Below are 22,865 nucleotides of genomic sequence, written 5' to 3'. Positions count from 1 at the left end.
AGCCGCGGTTGGTGCAAAGGGGCTTGATTCGTGCGGTCGCGACTCACGTCGCTCCTACAGGAAGCCGCCCGCGGTCAGCGCTCTGACAGTTCCGTGGCCGCTTCGGCCGGCCGTGGCGCGGTGACGACGATGTCGTCCTCATCGAAGGCCTCGTCCACCAGCGGCTCGTCGTCGGCCTGCATGCCTGCGGCCTGCTCCTGTACGTCCTGTGCGGTGTCCGCGGCGTCTTCCGCGGTTTCCGCCGCGGCCGCCGCCTGTGCGGTCGCGACGAAGCTGGAGACGGCGGTAAACATCTGCATCCAGCGCGCCCCGGTCATGGCGCGCAACGGGTCGCTGCGACCGGCCAGGAAGCCGCTGACCAGGCCGGCGATGACGATGCGGCCCGGTGTCCAGCCGTCCTTCCAGGTCTGCTTGAGGATGGTCCAGTACAGCGAGGTCTGCGCGCCACGCAGCTCCACCCGCTTCTCCGCGCGCTCCACGTGCTGCTGCAGTTGCTCGAAGCGCATCAGGTCCCTCCGTTGCCGGCGGGCGGTGGCACGGGCGGTTCTTCCTCGTCCACGCGGTCCTCGTCGAACAGACCGAGCTTGGACAGCTGCCGGCGCGTCGCATGCATGCCGGTGTAGTCGAAGTAGCGTCCCACCTTCCAGATCGCCAGCGCGGTGACGCCGAGGCTGAGCAGCGCCGCGAACGAGAGCGATTGCAGCCACGAAAACCCGAAGCGCTGCATCAGCGCGATCAGCGCGCCGGTGACCAGCAGCCAGGCCGACGCGCCGAACACGATCGCCACGCCGGCCCAGGCGAGCGCGCGGCCGAAGGCACTGCGCGCCAGCGCGAAATCCGCCGACACCAGCGCGCGCATCGCGCGGCCGGTGTCCTTGGCCGAGCCGAGCGCGGCACGGCCGGCCTCACCGACTTCCTTCAGGCTGTCGATGAGGTCGGGCGGTGGGGGCGCGTCGGTGTCGCGGGGCGCGTCGCTCACGCGATGGACTTACTTGTTGCCGCCGCTGCGCGCCAGCTTGGCGATGATCCAGCCGGCCGCGAACGCGACGCCGAACGACGCGATCGGGCGCTCGCGGATCAGGTCGGCGGCGCTGTCGATCAGGTCGCGGCCCTTGTCCATCAGCGCGTCGACCTGCTCGCTGGCGGCACCGCCACCGGCTTCGGCCGCGGCCAGGCCGGACAGCGCGCTGTCGGCAAGTTCGGATTTGATGTTCGCCTTGCCCAGGCGCAACTCGTCGCCGGCGGCGCTGGCGGCGCCCTTGATGGCTTCGCCGGCGGCGGCAGCGGCCGAGGCGAGGTGCGATCCGGCTTCGCCGAGGTTGGCCTTCAGCGCATCGGTGTGGGTGGGCATGGTCATCGTCGGCTCCTGCTGCAGGCGGGGGATGGGGTCACTCTAATGCACGACGGTGAACGGGCTGTTATGCCGTCCACCGTGTGTGCGTCATTGCATCAGCAGGCGGCCGGTGCCGCGTCCGCGCAGGATGTTCAACACCAGCTGCGCCGGCTTGCGCTCGAAACTGGCACGGAAGCCGGGCAGATCGCCGAACTCGCCGCTGCTGCTGCCCACGATGATGTCGCCCGGGCGCAGGCCGCTGTTCCACGCACGGCTGTCGCGCGCCACGTTGCCGACCTGCACGCCGCCCTGCGCGCCGCGGATCAGGCCGCGCAGCTGCTGCCGGGCGGATTCGTCCAGTTCCTTCAGCGTGGCGCCGGTCAGGCGCGGGTCGAGGGTCGCGCCCTCCGCGTTGCGGACGCCTTCCTTCAGCGCCACATCCAGCTGCACCGGCTTGCCGTCGCGGCGCACGTCCAGCTTCACCTGCGTGCCCACCGGCTGCAGGCCTTCGAAGTTGTGCAGGGCGGCGCGGTTGTCGACGCGCTGGCCGTTGGCCGACAGCACCACGTCGCCCGGTTGCAGGCCCGCGGCGGCCGCAGCCGAGCCCGGGTACACGCGCGTGATCAGCGCGCCGCGCGCGACGTCCAGGCCCAGGCCGCGCGCGGTGCGCTCGTCCACGTCCTGCGATTCCACGCCGAAGGTGCCGCGTCGGACCACGCCGTTGTTAGCGATCAGCTGGTCCATGATGCCGCGCGCCATGTTGATCGGGATCGCGAAGCCCAGGCCGATGTTGCCGGCCATGCTGCCGCGCGGGTTGAAGCTGGCGGTATTGATGCCGACCAGCCGGCCCTGCAGGTCGACCAGTGCGCCACCGGAATTACCGGGATTGATCGACGCGTCGGTCTGGATGAAGTTCTGGTAGCCGGCCACCGGAATGCCGCTGCGGCCCACCGCCGAGACGATGCCCGAGGTCACCGTCTGGCCCAGGCCGTACGGGTTGCCCATCGCGACCACGAAGTCGCCGACTTCCAGCTGGTCGCTGTTGGCCATCGGCACCGCGGTCAGGCCCTGGGTGGGGATGCGGATCAGCGCCACGTCGGTGTCGGGGTCCGAGCCGATGAACTCGGCTTCCACCTGGCGACCGTCGCTCAGCGTCACCGACACGCCATCGGCGTTCTCCACCACGTGATGGTTGGTCAGCACGTAGCCGCGCGTCGCGTCGACGATCACGCCCGAGCCCAGCGCGCGCTCCACGCGCTCGCGCGGCATGTCGGGAATGCCCAGGATGCGGCGGAACACCGGGTCGTCGCCGAACGGCCCCAGCGGGCTGGCCACGCGCACGGTCTGCCGGCTGTACACGCTGACCACCGCCGGGGTGACCCGCTTGAGCATGGGCGCCAGCGACGGCAGCACCTGGCCGTCCACGGCGGTGGGCAGGGCGGCGACGGTCGGGACCGCGGTGGCGGCGCTGGGCGCGGCCTGGGCGGGTTTCTGGAAGAGGTCGTTGAGGCCGGTGGCGGCGAACCCGCCGAACGCGGCGGCGGCAGTCAGGGCGATCAGGGTGGGGAACGGGCGCAGCGCTTTCTTCATGGTGGGTCGGCAGCTCGTTGCGTCGGAGGGAGCGGGCGGCCGGTGGCCTTCCGCGAACCTGAATGAGTCTGCTGACGGACCCCTAAACCTGCAATGAAGTTCACCGGCCGTGCCCGCCGGGCACCCCCGCCGCGTGATGACGGACGGTGGGGGTGATGCCATGCAATTGTCATGTCAATCCGGTTGACAGGGGGGACCCCCGGGCGTAGTTTTGCCACTTCGTGCTGACACAAGATGTTGCGGTCCAGCACGAAGCGGACCCAAGTGCTGGTGTTTTTTCGGGCAACACGCCTTGGGAATTCGGGCGCCTTCGGGGATTGGCGCATGAGGTCGAGGGAAGCCGTGGGCACCACCGTATTCGCAGGGCCCACCTCCACAATCCGGCAACCGGCGCGGCGCATTTCGTGCGGCCGCCCGCGGTGCCGTCCCTGTCCGCCGGGGCCGCGATGAATCACCGGGGTGGGCTACGGCCCGCCCGCCACCACAGTCATTGAAGTTCCAGTCGTTCAGGAGAACAAAACAACCATGAGTACGGTGCGCCTCGAGGCGATCAAGACGGAACAGCCCACCCTGGTCCCCATGCAGCCCGCGTCCCAGGACATCTGGGACAAGAAGTACCGGCTGAAGACCAAGCAGGGCGAGGCCCTCGACGCCGACATCGACGGTACCTACCAGCGCGTGGCCCGTGCCCTGGCCGACGCCGAAGGCACCCCCGAGAAGCGTGCCTACTGGTACGAACGCTTTGTGTGGGCGCTGCGCCGTGGCGCCATCCCGGCCGGTCGCATCACCTCCAACGCCGGCGCCCAGCAGCACAAGCCGGCCACCAGCACCATCAACTGCACCGTCTCCGGCACCATCGAGGACTCGATGGACGGCATCCTGGAGAAGGTCCACGAAGCCGGTCTCACCCTGAAGGCGGGTTGCGGCATCGGTTACGAGTTCAGCACGCTGCGCCCGAAGGGCGCGTTCGTCGCCGGCGCCGGTGCGTACACCTCCGGCCCGATGTCCTTCATGGATATCTACGACAAGATGTGCTTCACCGTGTCCTCCGCCGGCGGCCGCCGCGGCGCGCAGATGGGCACGTTCGAAATCTCCCACCCGGACGTCAAGGACTTCATCCGCGCCAAGCGCGAAGACGGCCGCCTGCGCCAGTTCAACCTGTCGCTGCTGATCACCGACGGCTTCATGGAAGCGGTCGACACCGACGCCGACTGGCCGCTGGTGTTCCCGGTGAACATCAAGGAGAAGGGCGACATCGACGTCGAGGACGCCGCCCAGGTCGTCTGGCGCGAGTGGCCCACCCACAAGAACTACATCGTCCGCGACGACGGTCTGGTGGCCTGCAAGATCTACGGCCACATCCGTGCCCGTCATCTGTGGGACATGATCATGGTCTCGACGTACGACTACGCCGAGCCGGGCTTCATCCTGATCGACCGCGTCAACGAGATGAACAACAACTGGTGGTGCGAGACGATCCGCGCCACCAACCCGTGCGGCGAGCAGCCGCTGCCGCCGTACGGCGCCTGCCTGCTGGGCTCGGTCAACCTGACCACCTTCGTGCGCGACCCCTTCACCGACCAGGCGCGGTTCGACTGGGAGGAATACAAGGAAGTCGTACGCGTGTTCACCCGCATGCTCGACAACGTGGTCGAAGTGAACGGCCTGCCGCTGGAACAGCAGCGCCAGGAGATCCTGCGCAAGCGTCGCCACGGCATGGGCTTCCTGGGCCTGGGCAGCACGCTGACCATGCTCAAGCACAAGTACGGCAGCGCCGAGTCCTGCGAGTTCACCGAGGCGATCGCCCGCGAGATGGCCGTGGCCGGCTGGGAAATGGGCCTGGCGCTGGCCAAGGAGAAGGGCGCCGCCCCGATCATGGAAGAGCGCTTCACCGTCACCGCCGCCATGCTGCGCCAGCGCCCGGAAATGGCGACCGACGGCTGGAAGGTCGGCCAGGAGATCCCCGGCAAGGTGCTGCACGCCAAGTACAGCCGCTACATGCAGCGCGTGGCCACGGTGGCGCCGGAGCTGGTCGATGAACTGGCCGAAGTCGGCAGCCGCTTCACCCACCACAGCTCCATCGCCCCGACCGGCACCATCAGCCTGTCGCTGGCCAACAACGCCTCCAACGGCATCGAGCCCTCGTTCGCGCACCACTACAGCCGCAACGTGATCCGCGAAGGCAAGAAGTCCAAGGAGAAGGTGGACGTCTACTCCTACGAGCTGCTGGCCTACCGCGAGCTGGTCAACGGCAAGGCGATGCCGTTCTCCGATGACGCCGACGCCAAGCTGCCGGAGTACTTCATCGCCGCCGACGACATCTCCCCCAAGGAGCACGTCGACGTGCAGGCCGCGGCGCAGAAGTGGGTGGACAGCTCCATCTCCAAGACCGCCAACGTGCCCACGGACTACCCGTACGAGCAGTTCAAGGACATCTACCGCTACGCCCACCAGCAGGGGCTGAAGGGCTGCACCACGTTCCGCTTCAATCCGGCCGCCTTCCAGGGCGTGCTGGTGAAGGAAGCCGACCTGGAGAACACCACCTACCGCTTCGAGCTGGAAGACGGCAACGTCATCGAGGTCAAGGGCAACGAGCAGATCGAGTACGACGGCGAGATGCACACCGCCGCCAACCTGTTCGATGCGCTGAAGGAAGGCTATTACGGCAAGTTCTGAGGCGCCTGCCTCAGCGATGCCGCGTTACCCCTCTCCCCGCCTGCGGGGAGAGGATGCCCGGAGGGCAGGTGAGGGGGAGCGAGCGCAGCGAGTTGCTTCTGGCTTCTCGCGAAGAGCGGCCCCTCATCCGGCCTCCGGCCACCTTCTCCCCGCTCGCGGGGAGAAGGGAAAGAAAGAGGACTGGCTTTACGCCTCTCCCCGCCTGCGGGGAGAGGATGCCCGAAGGGCAGGTGAGGGGGAGCGAGCGCAGCGAGTTGCTGTTGCTCTTCGCGAAAAGCGGCCCCTCATCCGCCTTCGGCACCTTCTCCCCGCTCGCGGGGAGAAGGGAAAAGCAACGAACGATTCATCCGCTTCACCGTTCCACCCCGCGCCATCGGGTATAGCATCGGCAGCGTCAACCAACCTCGCCCGCAAGGAGGGCAACATGAGCAACGGTAATGGTGTCACGGCGACGCTTTCCGGCGCAGCCGAAAGCGTGAAGGAAACAGTGGCGGGGATCGGCGAAGCGGTGGCGACCACCGCCAGCGAAACCGTCGCCAAGGCCAAGAAGGCCGCCAAGAAAGCGAAGAAGACGGTGACCGCCGACATCGCCAAGGCGAAGAAGGCCGTGGCCAAGCGCACCGACAAGGCCACCAAGGCGGTGAAGAAGACCGTCGCCAAGGCCAAGAAGAAGCTGGCCGCCGCCAGCAGCGCCGCCAAGGCCGAAGCCGCCAGCCTGCAGAAGAAGGTCACCGGCAAGAAGGCCGCCAAGAAGACGGCGAAGAAGGCAGCGAAGAAGACCACCAAGAAGGCAGCGACCAAGAAGACCGCCGCCAAGAAGGCGGTCAAGAAGGTCGCCCGCAAGGCCGCCGCCAAGAAGGCGACGGTGAAGAAGGCGGCCAAGAAGGCAGTGAAGAAGGTCGCCCGCAAGGCGCCCGTGAAGAAGGCGGCGAAGAAAGCCGCTCCGAAGAAAGCGGCCAAGAAGGCCGTGCGCAAGGCAGCCCCGAAGAAAGCCGCAAAGAAAGCCACCAAAAAAGCGGCCCGTAAGTAAGACCTGATGCTTTACCCCTCCTCCCCCGGGTCCGGGGGAGGATTGGGGTGGGGGCCGGCCCGGAAGGCCAGGCGTCCACCCATCGACGACAACTTTCAGATACGAACAGGATTCCACCGTCATGGCCGTCAAGATCGACAAGAAAATCAAGGGCTACAGCGTGCTCACCCCGGAAGACAAGGCGCGCGAAGCCGCGGCCGCGATTCCGGTGGCGTCGGTGCCGCGCGAGACGGTGGAAAAGGAAACCCCGCAGGACAACATCATCCAGATGCACGAGCGCATCGAGCGCCCGGAAGTCCTGATCGGCAGCACCTACAAGATCAAGTCGCCGCTGGTGGAGCACGCCATGTACGTGACCATCAACGACATCGTGTTGAACGCGGGCACGGAGCACGAGCTGCGCCGTCCGTTCGAGATCTTCGTCAACAGCAAGTCCATGGAGCATTTCCAGTGGATCGTGGCGCTGACGCGCATCATGTCGGCGGTGTTCCGCAAGGGCGGCGACGTGACGTTCCTGGTGGACGAGATGAAGGCGGTGTTCGATCCGCGCGGTGGTTACTTCAAGGCCGGCGGCGTGTACATGCCGTCGCTGGTGGCCGAGCTGGGCGCCATCGTCGAAGAGCACATGAAGTCGATCGGCCTGATCCACGACCCGGAAATGAGCGCGCACCAGCGCGCCATCCTGGCCGAGAAGCGCAAGCAGTACGAAGACCGCGCAAAAAAAAACTCTGACGTAACCGAAACCGTGACCGCTGCACCGGCCGCGCCCGCGCAGGGCGCCGCCGAGGACATCGCCGTGACCGGCGATGGCGCCAGCTTCCCGCCCTCCGCCACGCTCTGCCACAAGTGCAGCACCAAGGCGCTCGTCATCATGGATGGGTGCGCGACGTGCTTGAACTGTGGGTACAGTAAGTGTGGCTAATTAAGCGTTGCCAAGGACAGTACTGAGCAAGGAGAGCTTTCGTGCAAAACCAACCGTTGACTCGTGATCGAATCAGGCGGTGCATCAAGAAGCTATCGGACAACATCCGGGCTGAAAATATCTCTTATCCGAGCTACTTGGAGCTTTACTCCGGTGCTGAGAATCTTGAGAACATCGACAACAAGAACAACACCGTAATCTACGGTCGTCGCGGCTCAGGTAAGACGCATCTTTTGAGGGCGCTTCAGGAGAAGATTAATGGTCGATCTGAGGAGGATCGACATCTTGCTGTCTACTTGGATCTCCGCAGAGTCATTCCGCTATTGCCATCTGATGCGTCGGATCCCGAGCTTGACGCTCTCCTCATTTTCAAGCATGTACTTCAAGAGGTAGCCCTGCAGATTGCGGCCGATACCCCGGCTCTGCTTGGACTGAATGAGTTCGATCCAGTCAATACGCTCGCCATTAGGGTAAGGCGTGAACGACTTGAGCAACTGCTGCAATCGCTTTATTTGGAGTATGACGGCCGTAGCTACTCTAAGCCATCACGGCTGGAAGTTACGGAAGAGGAGCGGCGTAGCCTGTCGGCGGATGCGAGGCTCTCCGCGCAGCCCTCCGTGGGGATAACGGGTGCGCGAGAAGTTGCTTCAAGAAAAAGCGAGCAGCAGCAGCGCTATGTTTCTGTGCTCGAAGTTTCAGGAATTCTTGAGCAGATCATTTCCACTGCAGAATTGGGTCGGCTATTTGTTCTGCTGGATGAATGGTCAGAGGTTAGCCTGGAGACTCAGCTTTTACTTGCTGAGCTAATGAAGAAGAACTTCTCCGCTATTGCTGTCTCGGTCAAGATCGCCGCCATTCCGAACAGAACCAATCTAGGAATTAAGACCGACAAGAAGTTTATTGGCCTTGAGGATGGGGGCGACATTCTTAGTTATCCTCTGGACCTTCGCTACGTTTTCGAAGTGAACAAGCTGCAGACAAGAGGATTCTTCAATGATCTCCTGCGGCGACACCTGAGGGCGATCGATGGGCAGGCCGTAGATGACCTTTTGGCCGCAGATAAAAGGGGGGAGGACAATCTAATAAATTGCTTCTTCGCCAACGTGGCGCTCGGCGAAGTGCTGATCGCGTGCGCAGGGGTGCCTCGCGACTTTATGAATCTCACTATTAACGCCTATGACAAGCTTCTTCTGACGGGAAATGGCGCGAGAATCAGTGTCAAGCATCTGCGTTCCGCAAATCATGAGTGGTATGAGTCTGACAAGAAAGAGCAGGTAGACAAGCATCCAGTAGAGCGGCAACTTCTTGGCGCTATCGTGCAAGAAGTGATTGGAAGGAAGAAATCAATACATTTTCTCGTGCCGGAAAAGTATTCCCAGAACAAGCACATTCTCAATCTGATTGACTTTCGAGTGATGCACCTTCGGAGATCCGGGTATTCCCATAAGGATCACTCCGGTGAGGGTTACAACGTTTACTCGATAGACTATGGCTGTTACAACTCTTTGAATATCAGCAAGAATAAGCTTGAGTCTTTAAGCTTCGACAGTTTGGCGGGTAAGGATCTTCGTGATGTGCGCAGGATCTCTCTGGAGGAGCCATTCTTCGCGCAGTTTTTCATGAGCGTGGGCGAAGCGTTCCCCTGTCCGCATTGCCGTCGACCTGTAGACACTTCTCACCTCGCGTACAAGAAACAGAGGTTGTGTAATAACTGCTTCGAAAGCATTGCTGTTGGAGGTGGTGTTGGTGCGTAGGTCGATGTGAGCCCGAGAGCCCGAACATCAGCGCGTAGGATGGGTTGAGCGAAGCGATACCCATCAATCGGGACGACAAGGCAAGGGGATGCCATGGAGTGTCAGGAGCCCAGGTTCGACAAGGAAACGCGGGACGTGGAGTTCCGTCCGCGCACCCATCGCTGCCACCCCCCCCCCTCCCGAGACAGCGGCAGCTTCGCTTGGAAGATCGGCGTGCCTGTCGGCATCCCAAGCGGGGGCAGAATGCGTTCTGGCTGCTTACGACGCGCTGAGATTTTCCAGGACCTCTGCTCCACATAAGTCGGGCGACAGCGCATTTATTCTCGATCAGTGAGGGCCGCATGGACGGTGAGAGCTCAAGGAAGTATCTAGCGCTGATTGAGCGCGCGTGCGATGCGCCAGATGGGAGCATTGATCGGGAGTCTCGCGTCGTTATCGATGCGGTCCCGCTAGATGATGTGCGGTCGCGATTAGGAGGTTCAGCTAGGCCTGAAGATCCAATTGGCGTGCTCGCGCTTACCTCGGAAGTTCCGTTTTCTGGACAGGAGGAAGAGCCTCGCTGGGTTGAGATTGAGGTGTCGAGTTCCGAAATGCCAGACGGAAATGCTGTTCAGACAAATTCAGCGTTCCGTGGCGAAGAAGGAGATGCACCTCTGTTTGTGCGTGTGAGTAACGAGTCGCCGAATTTGGGTTTAGTCGAGGTGCTCGACGAGATTGCCCGGATGCCTGACATTCCAGATGCCCCGGAAGATGCTATTTCCTCAGTTCTTCGCCGAACCACGCGTGGACGTGTAGCTGCAGTTGCCGTTTACGATGTTGGGCAAGCCAGCATGGCTGCGCTTGTCGATAAGAATGAGCATCCACTCGCGTTCTTCGATCTCGGGTGGCCAGTACAGTTCAACAGCAAGTCCTATCCAGTAAATGGCAGATTTTCGCCTTTAATTCCGTTCGGGGCTTATCCAGCTCCAGTGGTGCTGTCTCATCTAGACTGGGATCACTGGGGTTACGCCATCAAGAGTGGCTCAGCGAAGAAGGACAAAACTTCGGGTGCGTGGCTAACGCAGCCCGTGTACAAGCCGGATGCGCTACATCGAGCGTGGCTGATGAGAAGGCCGCAAGTGGCGAAACATAAGTTAGGACCAAGCCATGTGCACTTCGTCCAGACGCTTGCGGCAACCTCCAAGTGCGCAGGGGATTGCGCGTTGCTATTTTGGCCTGAGCCGCTGAGCGCTATCACCGTCGACTCCGTGTCGATCATAAGAAATGATCCGGGAGGCTATAAAGCTACGCCAGCGTTTCTTCGCAACAACGAGTCTCTTTCATTGCGTGTGAAGGGCGCTGGAGCATCCGTGCTGCTGTGCGGAGACGCTGACTATCCATCTATACCGGCACGCTTTCTCAGACGGCTGACGGGCGTGGTTGCACCGCATCATGGTGGAAAGACAACGAGTGGGGCGATGCCAGAGCCGATTGGGCACGGACGAATGATCGCTTCAACATTCAAAGGTTGCTACCCATCAATACCTAGCCCGGCCGTTCTGTCAGAGGCGACAAGCAAGGGGTGGCGCGTCTCTTATACGGACGATAGGGGTTCTTGCTCGCGGTGCAGCGAAAATCACGGAAATCGATTGATCAAGCTTCGGGAGGTTCCTGTCTGTGGTTGCGGTGGTGTTGAGGAGGGTGGGCTTTGCGTGTCGAGATAGCGATAGCGCATGTCCATAGGTAGGGGGTGAGCCTGCGAACCCCAACATCAGCCAGCCATGTGACCCGAGACTCCCATGATTGGCATGTACGTTTGTAGCGCTCGCTATTCAGCATTCCGGAGACCGTCTTGAAGTCCATCGGCACCCACCTGTTCGCTGTCAACGCGGGTAAGCAAGCGACACCCAAGCTGCGCTTCGAGCGCGTCCTCGCACGTGATCTCGGCTTGCAAGAAACCTGGTTCCGCGACGCCATCTTCGAGAACCCGGAACTGGTCATCGCGCCTTGTCGCCAAGCCGGCCGCGTCACGGCCGATGAGGTATGGCTGCCTTGGCGAACCGAGACCAGTTTCGGTGCCGGACCCATCGACGTGCTGCTGGTGTCCTCGTACGGCCGCATTGGCATCGTGGAAACCAAGCTGTCCTACAACCCCCAGAAGCGCCGCGAGGTCGTGGCCCAGGTGCTGGACTACGCCCTCTCGCTGCAGGACACCGACCGCGAGGACCTTCCAGAGCTGCCCGCGTCCCAGCACGCACCGGACGAGTCCGACCTGGCGGACGCACTGCAGTCGGGCAAATTCCTGCTGGTCATCGCCGGCGACGCCCTGGACCCCCGCGCGATGCGACTGTCGCAAGCCCTGCTGGCGCGCCACCTGACCAACGAATGGGACCTCGCGATGATCGACCTGAATGTCTATCGCGAGATAGACGCAGGCAGCCTCCTTGTGGTGCCCGAACTTCTGGGCACCGTGCAGTCGGATGTGCGACAGGTCGTGCGCGTGAAGATCGAAGGACAGAATCCGAAGGCTCGGGTAGAAGTCGAACACGTCACCGAGACCACGACGGATCGGCGAACCTCGAACCTGGCGTCAGCGACGGACTTCATGGACGAAGTCCAGCGCAGGGCTCCGTCCGCCGTGGAGCCGGTCAGGCGGATCGTCGCCCTGTTCGAGGCGGAAGCGATGCACGAAAGCATCCGGATGGGTTTCCGTAAGAGCACCGCCAACCTCTATTGGGTAGCGCCCACCGGCAGCGAACGCCGTTTCCTCAGCGTCAGTCACGAGGGACGTGTGCGCGTCCCGTTCGATTACCTCGAAGGTGTTGGACGCAGCGACCTGGCCACGCAACTGGAGGCGCTTTCGCTTTCGCTGTTCAATCCGCGCGGCAGCGGACAGTCGGCCGAAAGGAAAGTGGATGGGGCGAATGTCGAAGAATTGCTTTCGTTTGTTCGCGATGCATGCGTTCTGATGCGCGCCGCCTGATCGCAGAATTGCTGGGTGGGGTGGATAATCCAGGCTAGGGTGCATTCTTAGAGTAAATGACAGGCGAAGCGAGGCTGTTCCGTTTTTCTTAGGGCAAGGAGGATCTATGGGGCACGGTTGGGACAAGCCGAAGCCGGCTGCTATTGAACGACTAGAGCGGATATCTCACGGAACTCGCCTGCTGCGCCAATCGCTTGATGATCTTTGGGACGAGTTGCCCGATCCTAGTAGTAGACGGCTTGTCGCCGTCCGTGGCTTCGCAAACATTGTCTGGCAGCATGCCGCAGCACAATGGGTGCTGATACAGAGCGAGCTGGATGTGTCAGCGACGGCGCTGGTCCGACCGACTTACGAAGCGCTTCTACGTACCATGTGGACATTTCGCGGCGCCGACGACTCGTGGATTGATGGATTCTTGAGCCCAAACTCCGAAGCACTGAACTCCGACGCCGAGACTCGCAAGGGGCCTGATGTCACTGCAATGCTGCATACGCTTGCGAAGCACCACCCGGCGGACATCTGTGAACCCTTGGTTGCACTGAGGGATGCTACGTGGCGTGCGATGCATTCCTACGTGCACGGCGGTATACGCGCGGTCGCACAAAGCTCCATGCCATTTCCGCACCACGAAGCGGGCTCCGTCCTCATCAATGCCAATGGCATGCTAATCCTCACCACCAACGTTGTACGTATGGCGCATGGTTTGTCATCGCCGACCTTGCCTCTGCTGCAACAGCAGTACGCCGACTGCCTGCCCAATGCTCCTGCTGGTGGCATACAGGATCGCAGGTAGGGGGGGCGCTTTCGAATTTCGGCCTCATGCTGTCGGACCAGTGAAGCAACTCCACCGCAGGACAACGATCACGGAGCGAACATGTCCACCTACTTCGATGCCGACGCCGCCAGACAGCAGTACCGCGAGTACGAGTCCGACCGCCTGATGCGCATCGCGCTGGCGACGACGGACGAATACGGCGAGGAAGCGATCGACCTCGCGCGGCAGGAACTCATCGGGCGCGGCGTCCAGGATGCGCGCTTCGACACCCCGCCGGGACGCTCACCCCCGCCCATCCCCGGCGCCAAACCCGTCGACACCCTGCCGCTCGTGCTCAAGGTGCTGTGCGTCCTGCTGCCTGGCATCGTCATCTTCCTGGCCGCCGGCTACCTGATGGCCGACCGGAAGAAAGCTGCCGGCGAAGCCCTGTTCTTCATGATGATCGGCTGGTTCTTCTGGCTGCTGCTGTTCAAGGCGCTGGGCAACTAGCGCCATGCCACGGGGTGAGTGCGCCACCCAAGCCACCCAGGGTCGCGCCGCCGCGTCCTCCGCAGCTACCATGCGCTTCCACCGCACGGACAAGGCAAGCGCGTGATCACCAGGGAAGAAGCCAGGGCCCGTGTGGAACAGGAACTGTCGGCGTCACACGACGGGTTGACCGACGACACGCGGATCATCCTCGATGACGCCACTATCGAGAAGCCGTGGGGCTGGGTGTTCTTCTACACCTCACGGCGCTACCACGAGACCGGCGATTTCCGTTACGCCCTCGCCGGCAACGCGCCCTACCTCGTCGAACGCGCGACGGGCCGGCTGATGGACACCGGCACCGCCTACCCGACGGCCGACTACATCGCGAACTACGAGCGCACCGGCGACCCGCACGACGCATCGCAGTAGGGCGGGGTACGCTGCTGTCGCCGCCCCGAATCCTAACCGGCGGTGTAAGCGTCAGGCAGTGAAAGAAAAAGGCGAGCTTCGGCTCGCCTTTTTTCTGGAGCGGGTTCTCCCGCGACCCGCAGCAGTCTTTGTGTAGCATGCAGGCTCACCCGAATCGTTCGGAGGCACCATGCCGGTGTTCGCAAGAGTCCTGATGCTGTGCCTGGCGATGGCCATCGCGTCTGCCGCCAAGGCAACAGCACAAGCGTCCGATTGGTTGATCGTCGAGGGCAAGAAGTTCGCGCTCAACACCAATCCTCTGGACACCGAGCTCCGGAAGAAGCAGTGGGAGCGACCCGAAAATGCGGTGATATCGTCGGGCAACTGGCGAGGCTATATCGCGACATGGGAGATCAAGGGCGGCGAACTGTTCCTGAAGGACGTCACCATCGCAATCCGCGATCCCAAGAACGATCGCGGTTACACCCGCAAGAGCATTACCCAAGAGCTCTACCCTGGCGCGACGCAGGTCCGTGCCGACTGGTACACGGGGGCACTGATCGTCCCTGACGGCAAAATGACGCGCTACGTACACATGGGGTATGGCTCCTCCTTCGACCACTACCAGGTGGTCCGCGTGCGCGCTGGCAAGGTCGTCGAGCATCTCTCGATGACCGGTGCCGAGTTCGATGCCTACAAGGAAACGAAATTCGCTGCCTTCCGCAAGACCGACGCCTACGCGAAGGCGTACGACGATTTTCGCAAGGAAGCCCCCGAGCTCGGCGAGGCAGGCGCCGAGGACTTCATCAAGTCGTACTTCGCCGAAACCTATCTGTCGCAGTAGTACTCGCGCGATAAACTACGCGCCACGACATCCCAATCCCAAAGGACACCCCATGGCCTTCACCACCACCCCCTCCGGTCTGCAGTTCGAAGACACCGTCGTCGGCAGCGGCATCGAGGCCAAGCCCGGCAGCAACGTCACCGTGCACTACACCGGCTGGCTGTACGAGAACGGCGAACAGGGCGCCAAGTTCGATTCCAGCAAGGACCGCGACGAACCCTTCATCTTTCCCCTCGGCGGCGGCATGGTCATCAAGGGCTGGGACGAAGGCGTGCAGGGCATGAAGGTCGGCGGCCAGCGCACCCTCATCATCCCCGCCAATCTCGGCTACGGCGCCCGCGGCGCCGGCGGTGTCATCCCGCCCAACGCCACCCTGAAGTTCGACGTGGAACTGCTGGGCACCTGAGCGAGTAGGACATGGGTTGGGGTGAGCGTGCGAACCCCAACATCCGACATACGTAGGGCGGGTTCGAGCCCGCCATCGCACGCCATCCGTCTACGTCCCAAGGCGGGCCAATCCCCGCCTTGCGGACTGCGCAGTTACTTCTCCTGCCGAAGCAACCGCGTCACCTGCGCTTCCAGTTCCCTGATGCGGTGATCGCGCTCGTCGATGGCGCGCTGCACGTCCTCGGCTTCGAAGCGCATCGGGATGTACTTCGGGCAGTTCCAGTCGAACGCTTCCACGTGGATCGTCATCGTGCGCTCGGTGCGCGGCGTTCCCGGCGACTCCTCGACGGTTAGGCGTCCCAGCAGCTTCAGACGCTGCCGGTGCGCGTAGTCGACCAGGATCATGGCCACGCGATCATCCTTGGCCAGGTTGCCCACGCTGATGAACTGCCGGTTGCCCGGCAGTTCCGCGAACGACAGCGTCTTCGCATCGACGACGCGCAGGAAGCCCGGCGTTCCGCCGCGATGCTGCACGTAGGGCCAGCCGGTTTCCGACACCGTCGCCATGTAGAAACTGCGCTGCGCGTGGATGAAGGCGGCTTCGTCCGGTCCGAGTTCGGCATTGCGGACCTCGTCCCCCGACTCGAACGCACGGGCGTACTGCGCACGGCTGCCGTCGCGGGCCTGCACGTCGCGGACGGCAGGGGTGAAAGCGATGTTCGCGAACGCGTGTCTCATCCCGGTCTCCAAAGCTCGTTGCCGTAGGGCGGGCTCAAGCCCGCCATCGCACGCCAGCCGCCATCCCGAATGGTGGGCCAAGGCCCACCCTACGATTCACTCCCTCACCAACACCTGCGCCGGCCCGCCCGTGACCCTCCCGCGCGTCTTGGCCGTCTCGCCCAGGTAGGCCAGCGCGAACTGGGTGAACTTGACGCTGTGCTGCGCCGACTCGCCCATCGTCGCCAGCGTGTCGTACTGCGTATGGATGTAGGGGAAGCTGCCGTTCGGGCTGCCGCCTTCGAACATCATCGCCGCGGGGTAGCCGGCGTTGGTCCACGACGCGTGGTCCGAGCAGGCGTACCCGCACGCGCTGTTGCTGCGCGTCAGGCCCATCGGTGCCAGGTAGGTGTCGAACAGGGTGACGAAGAAGTTCTTCAGGTCGGTGTTGGAGTAGTCGCTGATCAGCTTCATGTCGCTGGTCGCGCCGGCCTTGTAGTTGGTCATGTCCACCTGCAGCACGCTGACCACGTTGACGCCGCTGGCGCGGAACGACTGCGCGATGGCGTGGGAACCACGCAGGCCGACTTCTTCCGCCGCATAGCCCATGAACTTCACCGTCCGCCGCGGCTGCCAGCCGTCGGCCAGCGCGATGCGCAGCGTCTCGGTGAGCGTGGCGATGCCCGAGGCATCGTCGTCGGCGCCGGGCGCATGGTGGTTGGGATCGGTGTAGGTGCTGGCGTTGATCGAATCCAGGTGCGCGCCCAGCACCACCACGTCGTCCGGCAGGTCCGAGCCACGGATGGTCAGGATGACCGACGGCTGCGTACTGCAGTTGGTGCAGGCGGTGAACAGCTCGGTGGTGACGTCGTCGCGGCCCGCGGCCAGCGATTGCCAGTGCGTGCGGATCCATTCGGCCGACGTCTTGCCGTGCGTGCTGGCGAAGTAGCGGTTGCGGTAGCTGGAGAGGTGGTTGATGGTGTCGTAGAGGCGCCGTTCCTGCACCTGCGGCAGCCAGCGGTTCACCGTGGCCTGGTTGTCGAGCGCGTAGCCGGCCAGCATCGACTTCGTCATCGCCTGCTTCGCGCGACCTTCGCGCACGAACGCCTCGGCCTGCGCGCGGCTGGGGAACGCGAAGTAACCGCCGCAGCGGCGCTCGTGGGTGTGCACGTAACGGCTGATCTCGCCCAGGCGGTCGGCGCGGGTTTCGGAAATCAGCACCGGTGCACCGGTGCTGTCGTGCTGCTCGGCCAGCTTGGTCGCCACGCCGCGGATGCCTTGCCAGGTCGCGCGCGAGGTGACGATATAGACCGGGGCGAACGGATCGGTCTGCGGCGCAATGGTCGTCGCCATGGACGGCGTGCCACGAAGGGCAGGGGGCTGTGCGACCGCGACGCCCGGCGTGTTCCCGCGCGCCACGGGGGCGCCGGCCTGCGCGCGCACCGCGGGTGCCTGCAGCCAGACGGTGTCTGATCGCACCAGCACCACGCCGGTCAGCAGGGAGAGCAGCATCAGCACCAGCAGGAACGGTTTCATCGTGGCCTCCCGGAGGTCAGCCTGCAGCAGGGCGGCTGCCACGCTACCACTTCCCGCGCCGTTCCTCGCGTGTGGAGAGGCCGCCAGACGGACCGGATTGCCCGCCCTGCTGAGCCTGACGCGGCATCTTCGGCATGGCATAGTCATCCGCGCGCGTGAACACGACAACGATGCAACGGCCGTCCGTGGCCAGCACGTGCGACGTTAACAGAGGGGATGCATGTTCAAGCAAGGAATGACGCGCGGATGCGCGATAGCGGCATGTCTGGCGGCGGCTGCCGTGGTGCCCGCGCAGGCCGCCGGGCCATCGCACGGTCTTCGCCTCGCCGACGCCATGGGCTTCGATCAGGCCTTCCAGGACAACGTGATGGTCTGCCACGAATTGGCGGCGAAGTACGACGCCGACGCAGCATTGAAGAACAGCCCGGACACCCTCGGCGGCATCAAGCGAGGTGACCCTGAGTTCGCCGAAGCCGAAGCGGCATATGCCGAGATGATCGCAGCCAGTTGCGATTACGACCAAGGTGCGGTCAAGGAGGCCTTCGTACGGACACTGGACGAAAATCTTTCCGTCGCGGACGCCGATGCCGTGGTGGCCTTTTACGCCACCGACCTGGGCCAACGGTTCCTCAGAGCCTCGCTGCTGTCCAACATCGTTTCGAGCCGCGCGCTCAAGACCAAGCTGGATACGGAGCAGTCCGGCGCCATCTTCGGCGAGAAGATCGCCGCACTGGTGTCCCGCAGGCCGCCCCCTGCCAGCGACGAGCGCGTCGCCGGGACGGCGAAGACCTTGCCATCGGCGGATGCCGCCGTCGCACTGTCTGATCGCATCATGCAGCACATCGTGGCGGGCACGGCTACCGAGGGCTTTGATCTTGCACTTCCCTACGCTCTGGCAACGAAGGCACAGATGGGTGCTTTCATCGAGCAGTTGAGTACCCACCAGAGTACCTGGGGAAAACGCTTCGGAAAGAGCACCGGCTACGAGTTGCTACGCAACGATACGGTCGGTGATTCCATGCTGCGGTCGGTCTTCCTCCATCGCTTCGATGAACACGCCATTGTGTGGTACTTCATCTGGTATCGCGGTACGAAGGGCTGGGTGATGAGCCGCTTCGTCTTCCTGGAGGATTCCGCTACGCTGTTTCACTGACGTGTCCCACGCGCCAGTGCGCATCCGCGTTGGCGGCTCTCTTGTTCCCCTGTCGCTCTTGTCTCGTATCTCGCAGGCGATGTTGAAAGATCCGTCCCGATCACTCCGATGAGGCTCACCCTCGACGGCACCCGCATCCACGACATCCCGTCGTTCTACGACGAGATCAACCGCGTCTTCATGCAGGACGTCGACTGGACGCTGGGTCCCAGCCTGGACGCGCTCGACGACCTGCTCTACGGCGGCTACGGCGCGCTCGATGGCGATGCCCCGGTGACCCTGGTCTGGACGCACTTCGCCGCCAGCCGCGACGCGCTCGGGGTGGAGGCCACACGGCAGTACCTGCTCGCGAAACTCGCCCAGCCCGAACGCTTCAACGCTGCGCACTTCCAGCGCGAACTCGATGCGCTGGAGGCGGGCACCGGGCAGACCTACTTCGACATCGTGCTGGAGATCATCGCGGCGCATCCGAACATCACGCTGGTGTCGGACGAGCCGTCGGTTGAACGCTACCCGCCGGCTTAACACGCGCGGCGATAGGCTGGGGCTCTTCCCCACGAGGCGCCGCCATGGAACCGACCGTCCACCCGTTCTCCGACCTGTTCGCCCAGCTCGGCCTGCCGAACGACAACGCCAGCATCCAGCAGTTCATCGCCACCCATTCGCCGCTGCCCGATGACGTGCGCCTGGAAGAGGCGCCGTTCTGGACGCCCGCGCAGGCGCAGCTGCTGCGCGAAGAGCGCCTCGACGATGCGGACTGGGCGATGGTGGTGGACCGCCTGAACGTGGCGCTGCACGACACGCCCACGACGTAGGGCGGGCTCAAGCCCGCCGCCGCAGACAGGCTCACGCCAGCGCAGGAGGCATCGGCGGCATCCGGCGGCGACGGCAATGGCAGGCTAGACTACGGCCCTCTCGCCGGCAGGGGTTCCGGTCGAGCGATCGAAACCGGGGGCATCATGCGCAGGTTGACGACGGTAGTGGCGGCCGCCTTGCTCGCGTGCGTGTCCGGCATCGCCTGGGCGGCGCCCGTCCAGGTCGGCCGCAAGACGATCGAGGTTCCCGTACCGCAGGGGTATGGCCGCGTCGGCGCCGACATGACGGGCGTCCTCGCGCTGGTGGAGACCGTGCTGCCACCGAGCAACCGGCTGCTGGCGCTGTATCTGGCGGAAGACGATCTTGCGATCGCCCGCGAGGGCAGGACGCCGGCGATGGCGCGCAGGTTCGAGATCCAGATTCCGGTACTGATGATCGACAGTCCGTACTCGGTGGCGGACTTCGAGGCGCTCAAGACGATGGCGCGCACGGAGGCCGAGCGACAGTTGGCGAGCCTGGGGCCGCAGATCGACGAGCACATGGCGCGCGTCAGCGACGCCCTGTCCGAGAAGCGGGGCAGCGACGTCCGGATGACGATCGATGGCGTGAGGTCGCTTCCCGTCCACGACGAGACCGCCGATTCGCTGACCATGTCGCTGGTGGCGCGCCATACCGTGGCGCTCGAACAGGGCGGAACGAGCACCGAGGTCAGCACGGCCACGATGAGCTTCGTCCGGGTGGACGATACGGTGTTCGTGCTGTGGGTCCACGGCGGCAGCGACGATCTGGCGTGGACGCGCGAGCAGTCGAAGGCGTGGGTGCAGGCCATCACGACAGCCAAGGGTGTTCCATAGAGCCCCCGGCCCGCCGTACAGCTAGGCATTACATATACCGACAGGCGGAAAGATTCCTCCTCCGGACCGACAAGGAGTCGACCATGGCATCGAACGACACGTTGAGCTTTGCGGAACTGGATCGTCGCCTGCGTGCGGTGCCGCAAGGCCCGTCCGGGATACTCGACACGCCGCCGCTCTATCGCATCGCGAATCTCGTCGGCAGCGCCGGCTTCCTGCTTGCGTTGGTGCCGCAGATCCTCGTGCGCATGCTGACTGCTGCGCCGTGGATGCTGACCATGGTGCAGATCGGCTTCGCGATCATGGTGATGGGATGGTTACCGATCTTGGTCAGGCAGGTCTGGGTGATGGGCATGACGATGTGGCGCTGGCGGCAGGAACAAGTGGAGCAACTGGACCATGACCGCCCCCAGTTCGAAGCGCTCCTTGCGTGGTTATGCCGACAACCCGCGGACGCGTTGCACGAATGCCGGCGGATGGTGGGGGTGACGCATCGCCAACTGACGGCGAAGATCGGCCTGCTGGCCGGGGGCCTTGATCGACTGGGGATCTTGCCGGCCATCGCGGCGACCTATCTCTTCGTGCGGAATGCCGGCGACATTCTGGACATGCCGACGTGGGAGCTGCTGGCGGCTGCCTTCCTGATCCTGCTATGGCTGATCGTTACCCTGGCGACACTGATGCGCATCAGGCTGCAACTCTACGAAGCCCTGCTCACCGAAGCGCTTGCGATGAAGTCACCGGAAGAGCGCCCGTCATGACCGCGACCGACAACCCTTACCAGCCGCCGACGGCCGGACTTGCGACATCCGATGCGCGTGGCGTTCCCGTGCTGCTCTACGTGGCCGTGGCGCTCTACGGGGGATCGCTGCTGATGCGCTTCGCACAGTCGCTGGTGCTGGAGATCGGCATCACCCGCTACGCGGCATTGACCTGGATGGGCGTGGCGCTGGTGAACCTGCTGGTCGGCATCGCGCTGGTGCGGGGCAAGGGGTGGGCGCGCGCTTGGCTCGTCTTCTTCACGATCCTGCCGGTGGTCTCGCTGCTGCAGCTCCGGCACCTGCCCATCCTGCCGGCGGATCTGTTGCACTGCGCGGCGGACATCACCCGCATCGTGGCCGCCGCCATGCTGCTCCTGCCGTCGGTGCGGCACTGGTTCACGACACGCCGGGCGTGATGCCCCGCAAGGAGACGCGAACGCACCCTCTTGCGTGACCGGCGTCCAGGACGGCGGCGCCGTGCCCACCCGGCGACAGCGCGATCCCGTTGTCGCGGAGACATGCCCGATGCTGTCTGGTCCCGGCCGGTTTGCGCGTTGGCTGCACGGAGCGGCGCGACATCCGCTGCGATGCCGTTCTCCCGCCACTTCCAACAGGTGCGCCATGACCGTGAACTGGACCGTCGTCTCCACGCTGATCGAACTCGTCGGTGCGCTGGTCGTCGTGGTATCCCTCTGGTACGTCGGCCGGCAGATCCGGCAGAACACGCAGGCGGCGTTGGCCAGCTCGCGCCAGGGGCTGCTGGCGGCCGATCTCGGCCTGATCTCCGACTACATCACCCATGGCATCGATCCGCACCTGATCGGCGACGACGTTGCGCTGTCCGCGCTTGATGAGCGAAGGTTCACCTGGATCGTGATCAAGGCGATCTGGATCCGCGAGTTCGCCTGGCACCAGTTGCAATGCGGCAGCCTGGATGAAGCATCGTGGGAGTCCTACATGGCCCCGGTGCCGGGCATCTTCTCCACCGCGCGTGCGAAGAAGATCCTCGACTTCTACACCGGCAACCCGGCGTTCATGGAGATCCTGCGCGCACGCGCGGCGCAGGCGGCCGCGAACGAACCGCCGCCGCCCATTGCCCCGGCAGCGGGCTGACGACCGCGTCCCGCCCTCGCAACGTCCTCCACGTCGATCAGGTCCGGCGGCTTTCCGTCGAATCTGCCGATCTTCCGCCTCATCTGCGATGGCGTTGCATTGCGCATCGCGGCCATCCGTCACCGCTTCGCGCGCGTATCATCGCCGGCACACGGCAAGGGGATGCCATGCAGCCTGATGCGTCCGGTCCCGAACCGAAGGACCTGCAGTTCCGCTCGCGCGACCGCCTCGCCGCCGACCTTGGGGGCGGCGCGGGCGATGACGACGTGCGCCGGATCGCCCACGTCCGCCGGCGATGGTGGTGGCTCGCCTGCGCCCAGGTGCTCGCGATCGCGTCCGTCACCGGCTGGGTCCTGTTCACGCAGCACCACCCGGGCCTGACCATCGAGGTGCCCACCTACATGATGTGCCTGATGGCGATGGCGGCCGGCGGCATCAGTGTCGGCGTCACCGCCTTCAGGGATATCGACGACGACCTGCACCCGCACGGCGGTACCGTGGTGCGAGCGGAACACCTGCAGTTCGCGCCGGTCGCCGGGCTGGTCGGCTGGGCGGTGGGGATGGGCCTGTTCTGGCGTTACCTGCATGGCTGGGATCCCGGCAAGGCGGCCTTCTTCGTCACCAATCCGTTCGGCATGTATTTCCTGACGCTGGGCACCAGCCTGCTGGCGATGCCGTTGATCGTGTCGCCGCTGGTGGAGACGATCGCCAGCCTGCGCGGTGACCACACGCCGGGTCCCTGAAGCGCGGATGCGCGCGATCA

25 protein-coding genes are annotated in these 22,865 nt (G+C 64.1%); 19 read left to right on the top strand and 6 right to left on the bottom strand.

Annotated features, from left to right (window positions below):
• Positions 1–74: 74 nt before the first annotated feature.
• The 4 genes from IB230_RS14300 to IB230_RS14285 form a co-directional block, all read right to left on the bottom strand.
• A complete protein-coding gene (locus IB230_RS14300; RefSeq protein WP_192273375.1) occupies positions 75–506 on the bottom strand; it encodes a protein sip-5 in 432 nt (143 codons plus the stop codon).
• On the bottom strand, positions 506–979 hold the full coding sequence (locus IB230_RS14295; protein WP_192273373.1) for a phage holin family protein: 474 nt from the start codon (positions 977–979) through the stop codon (positions 506–508). Before IB230_RS14295 ends, IB230_RS14300 begins: the two co-directional genes overlap by 1 nt.
• A gap of 9 nt (positions 980–988) precedes the next feature.
• Entirely contained in the window at positions 989–1,351 is a 363-nt protein-coding gene (locus IB230_RS14290) for a hypothetical protein (RefSeq protein ID WP_062358552.1), read from the bottom strand.
• A 90-nt stretch (positions 1,352–1,441) separates the two neighbouring features.
• Entirely contained in the window at positions 1,442–2,911 is a 1,470-nt protein-coding gene (locus IB230_RS14285; RefSeq protein WP_192273941.1) for a Do family serine endopeptidase, read from the bottom strand.
• Positions 2,912–3,448: 537 nt separating this feature from the next.
• On the opposite strand from IB230_RS14285, the gene IB230_RS14280 reads away from it, so the two are divergent.
• From IB230_RS14280 to IB230_RS14230, 11 genes are all read left to right on the top strand, one after another.
• Positions 3,449–5,599: an adenosylcobalamin-dependent ribonucleoside-diphosphate reductase gene (locus tag IB230_RS14280; RefSeq protein ID WP_192273370.1), complete on the top strand. Its 2,151-nt coding sequence runs from the start codon at positions 3,449–3,451 to the stop codon at positions 5,597–5,599.
• A gap of 424 nt (positions 5,600–6,023) precedes the next feature.
• The gene (locus IB230_RS14275; RefSeq protein WP_192273362.1) at positions 6,024–6,629 is read left to right on the top strand and encodes a hypothetical protein; all 606 of its coding nucleotides are present in this window, start codon (positions 6,024–6,026) and stop codon (positions 6,627–6,629) included.
• A 121-nt stretch (positions 6,630–6,750) separates the two neighbouring features.
• Positions 6,751–7,551 carry an NrdJb gene (locus tag IB230_RS14270; protein WP_192273360.1) on the top strand — a complete coding sequence of 267 codons (801 nt, stop codon included), beginning with the start codon at positions 6,751–6,753 and terminating at the stop codon, positions 7,549–7,551.
• Positions 7,552–7,592: 41 nt separating this feature from the next.
• On the top strand, positions 7,593–9,305 hold the full coding sequence (locus IB230_RS14265) for a hypothetical protein (RefSeq protein WP_225589519.1): 1,713 nt from the start codon (positions 7,593–7,595) through the stop codon (positions 9,303–9,305).
• Between the two features lie 506 nt (positions 9,306–9,811).
• Positions 9,812–11,008: a hypothetical protein gene (locus IB230_RS14260; protein WP_192273358.1), complete on the top strand. Its 1,197-nt coding sequence runs from the start codon at positions 9,812–9,814 to the stop codon at positions 11,006–11,008.
• A gap of 128 nt (positions 11,009–11,136) precedes the next feature.
• Positions 11,137–12,267 carry a hypothetical protein gene (locus tag IB230_RS14255; protein ID WP_192273356.1) on the top strand — a complete coding sequence of 377 codons (1,131 nt, stop codon included), beginning with the start codon at positions 11,137–11,139 and terminating at the stop codon, positions 12,265–12,267.
• 106 nt (positions 12,268–12,373) lie between these two features.
• The gene (locus tag IB230_RS14250) at positions 12,374–13,060 is read left to right on the top strand and encodes a hypothetical protein (protein WP_192273354.1); all 687 of its coding nucleotides are present in this window, start codon (positions 12,374–12,376) and stop codon (positions 13,058–13,060) included.
• Positions 13,061–13,141: 81 nt separating this feature from the next.
• A complete protein-coding gene (locus tag IB230_RS14245; protein WP_192273352.1) occupies positions 13,142–13,531 on the top strand; it encodes a hypothetical protein in 390 nt (129 codons plus the stop codon).
• Positions 13,532–13,633: 102 nt separating this feature from the next.
• Positions 13,634–13,942: a YrhB domain-containing protein gene (locus IB230_RS14240; protein ID WP_343227324.1), complete on the top strand. Its 309-nt coding sequence runs from the start codon at positions 13,634–13,636 to the stop codon at positions 13,940–13,942.
• A gap of 169 nt (positions 13,943–14,111) precedes the next feature.
• Complete coding sequence (locus IB230_RS14235) at positions 14,112–14,765, top strand: hypothetical protein (protein WP_192273350.1); 654 nt, start codon at positions 14,112–14,114, stop codon at positions 14,763–14,765.
• 52 nt (positions 14,766–14,817) lie between these two features.
• Positions 14,818–15,171, top strand: coding sequence for an FKBP-type peptidyl-prolyl cis-trans isomerase (locus IB230_RS14230; RefSeq protein ID WP_192273348.1), 354 nt, complete (start codon positions 14,818–14,820; stop codon positions 15,169–15,171).
• Positions 15,172–15,305: 134 nt separating this feature from the next.
• Here IB230_RS14230 and IB230_RS14225 read toward each other — a convergent pair whose 3' ends face one another.
• Together IB230_RS14225 and IB230_RS14220 are read right to left on the bottom strand one after the other, a co-directional pair.
• Complete coding sequence (locus tag IB230_RS14225; protein WP_192273346.1) at positions 15,306–15,890, bottom strand: pyridoxamine 5'-phosphate oxidase family protein; 585 nt, start codon at positions 15,888–15,890, stop codon at positions 15,306–15,308.
• Positions 15,891–15,986: 96 nt separating this feature from the next.
• On the bottom strand, positions 15,987–17,405 hold the full coding sequence (locus tag IB230_RS14220; RefSeq protein WP_192273344.1) for a M20/M25/M40 family metallo-hydrolase: 1,419 nt from the start codon (positions 17,403–17,405) through the stop codon (positions 15,987–15,989).
• Between the two features lie 220 nt (positions 17,406–17,625).
• Here IB230_RS14220 and IB230_RS14215 point away from each other — a divergent pair, with 220 nt between their 5' ends.
• From IB230_RS14215 to IB230_RS14180, 8 genes are all read left to right on the top strand, one after another.
• A complete protein-coding gene (locus IB230_RS14215; RefSeq protein ID WP_192273342.1) occupies positions 17,626–18,558 on the top strand; it encodes a DUF2059 domain-containing protein in 933 nt (310 codons plus the stop codon).
• 108 nt (positions 18,559–18,666) lie between these two features.
• Positions 18,667–19,083, top strand: coding sequence for a barstar family protein (locus IB230_RS14210; RefSeq protein ID WP_192273340.1), 417 nt, complete (start codon positions 18,667–18,669; stop codon positions 19,081–19,083).
• A 44-nt stretch (positions 19,084–19,127) separates the two neighbouring features.
• Positions 19,128–19,373, top strand: coding sequence for a DUF2789 domain-containing protein (locus IB230_RS14205; protein ID WP_192273338.1), 246 nt, complete (start codon positions 19,128–19,130; stop codon positions 19,371–19,373).
• A gap of 144 nt (positions 19,374–19,517) precedes the next feature.
• Positions 19,518–20,228, top strand: coding sequence for a hypothetical protein (locus tag IB230_RS14200; protein ID WP_192273336.1), 711 nt, complete (start codon positions 19,518–19,520; stop codon positions 20,226–20,228).
• Between the two features lie 83 nt (positions 20,229–20,311).
• Positions 20,312–20,989, top strand: a complete 678-nt coding sequence (locus IB230_RS14195) for a hypothetical protein (protein WP_192273334.1) — start codon at positions 20,312–20,314, stop codon at positions 20,987–20,989.
• Positions 20,986–21,405 carry a hypothetical protein gene (locus IB230_RS14190; RefSeq protein WP_192273332.1) on the top strand — a complete coding sequence of 140 codons (420 nt, stop codon included), beginning with the start codon at positions 20,986–20,988 and terminating at the stop codon, positions 21,403–21,405. The genes IB230_RS14195 and IB230_RS14190 overlap by 4 nt, the downstream gene beginning before the upstream one ends.
• 205 nt (positions 21,406–21,610) lie before the next feature.
• Positions 21,611–22,102, top strand: a complete 492-nt coding sequence (locus IB230_RS14185; protein ID WP_192273330.1) for a hypothetical protein — start codon at positions 21,611–21,613, stop codon at positions 22,100–22,102.
• A gap of 167 nt (positions 22,103–22,269) precedes the next feature.
• Entirely contained in the window at positions 22,270–22,845 is a 576-nt protein-coding gene (locus tag IB230_RS14180; protein WP_192273328.1) for a hypothetical protein, read from the top strand.
• Positions 22,846–22,865: the final 20 nt, after the last annotated feature.

This window comes from Pseudoxanthomonas sp. PXM01 (assembly GCF_014851815.1).
In the GTDB taxonomy this organism is placed as follows: Bacteria; Pseudomonadota; Gammaproteobacteria; order Xanthomonadales; family Xanthomonadaceae; genus Pseudoxanthomonas_A.
Note: the sequence above shows the minus strand (reverse complement) of the source record. Positions and strands in the feature narration are given on the sequence as shown.

Coding starts and splice junctions, on each gene's coding strand:
- IB230_RS14300 (WP_192273375.1), bottom strand. CDS start 506: ATGCGCTTCGAGCAACTGCAGCAGCACGTGGAGCGCGCGGAGAAGCGG.
- IB230_RS14290 (WP_062358552.1), bottom strand. CDS start 1,351: ATGCCCACCCACACCGATGCGCTGAAGGCCAACCTCGGCGAAGCCGGA.
- IB230_RS14280 (WP_192273370.1), top strand. CDS start 3,449: ATGAGTACGGTGCGCCTCGAGGCGATCAAGACGGAACAGCCCACCCTG.
- IB230_RS14275 (WP_192273362.1), top strand. CDS start 6,024: ATGAGCAACGGTAATGGTGTCACGGCGACGCTTTCCGGCGCAGCCGAA.
- IB230_RS14270 (WP_192273360.1), top strand. CDS start 6,751: ATGGCCGTCAAGATCGACAAGAAAATCAAGGGCTACAGCGTGCTCACC.
- IB230_RS14250 (WP_192273354.1), top strand. CDS start 12,374: ATGGGGCACGGTTGGGACAAGCCGAAGCCGGCTGCTATTGAACGACTA.
- IB230_RS14245 (WP_192273352.1), top strand. CDS start 13,142: ATGTCCACCTACTTCGATGCCGACGCCGCCAGACAGCAGTACCGCGAG.
- IB230_RS14235 (WP_192273350.1), top strand. CDS start 14,112: ATGCCGGTGTTCGCAAGAGTCCTGATGCTGTGCCTGGCGATGGCCATC.
- IB230_RS14230 (WP_192273348.1), top strand. CDS start 14,818: ATGGCCTTCACCACCACCCCCTCCGGTCTGCAGTTCGAAGACACCGTC.
- IB230_RS14225 (WP_192273346.1), bottom strand. CDS start 15,890: ATGAGACACGCGTTCGCGAACATCGCTTTCACCCCTGCCGTCCGCGAC.
- IB230_RS14220 (WP_192273344.1), bottom strand. CDS start 17,405: ATGAAACCGTTCCTGCTGGTGCTGATGCTGCTCTCCCTGCTGACCGGC.
- IB230_RS14215 (WP_192273342.1), top strand. CDS start 17,626: ATGTTCAAGCAAGGAATGACGCGCGGATGCGCGATAGCGGCATGTCTG.
- IB230_RS14210 (WP_192273340.1), top strand. CDS start 18,667: ATGAGGCTCACCCTCGACGGCACCCGCATCCACGACATCCCGTCGTTC.
- IB230_RS14205 (WP_192273338.1), top strand. CDS start 19,128: ATGGAACCGACCGTCCACCCGTTCTCCGACCTGTTCGCCCAGCTCGGC.
- IB230_RS14200 (WP_192273336.1), top strand. CDS start 19,518: ATGCGCAGGTTGACGACGGTAGTGGCGGCCGCCTTGCTCGCGTGCGTG.
- IB230_RS14195 (WP_192273334.1), top strand. CDS start 20,312: ATGGCATCGAACGACACGTTGAGCTTTGCGGAACTGGATCGTCGCCTG.
- IB230_RS14190 (WP_192273332.1), top strand. CDS start 20,986: ATGACCGCGACCGACAACCCTTACCAGCCGCCGACGGCCGGACTTGCG.
- IB230_RS14185 (WP_192273330.1), top strand. CDS start 21,611: ATGACCGTGAACTGGACCGTCGTCTCCACGCTGATCGAACTCGTCGGT.
- IB230_RS14180 (WP_192273328.1), top strand. CDS start 22,270: ATGCAGCCTGATGCGTCCGGTCCCGAACCGAAGGACCTGCAGTTCCGC.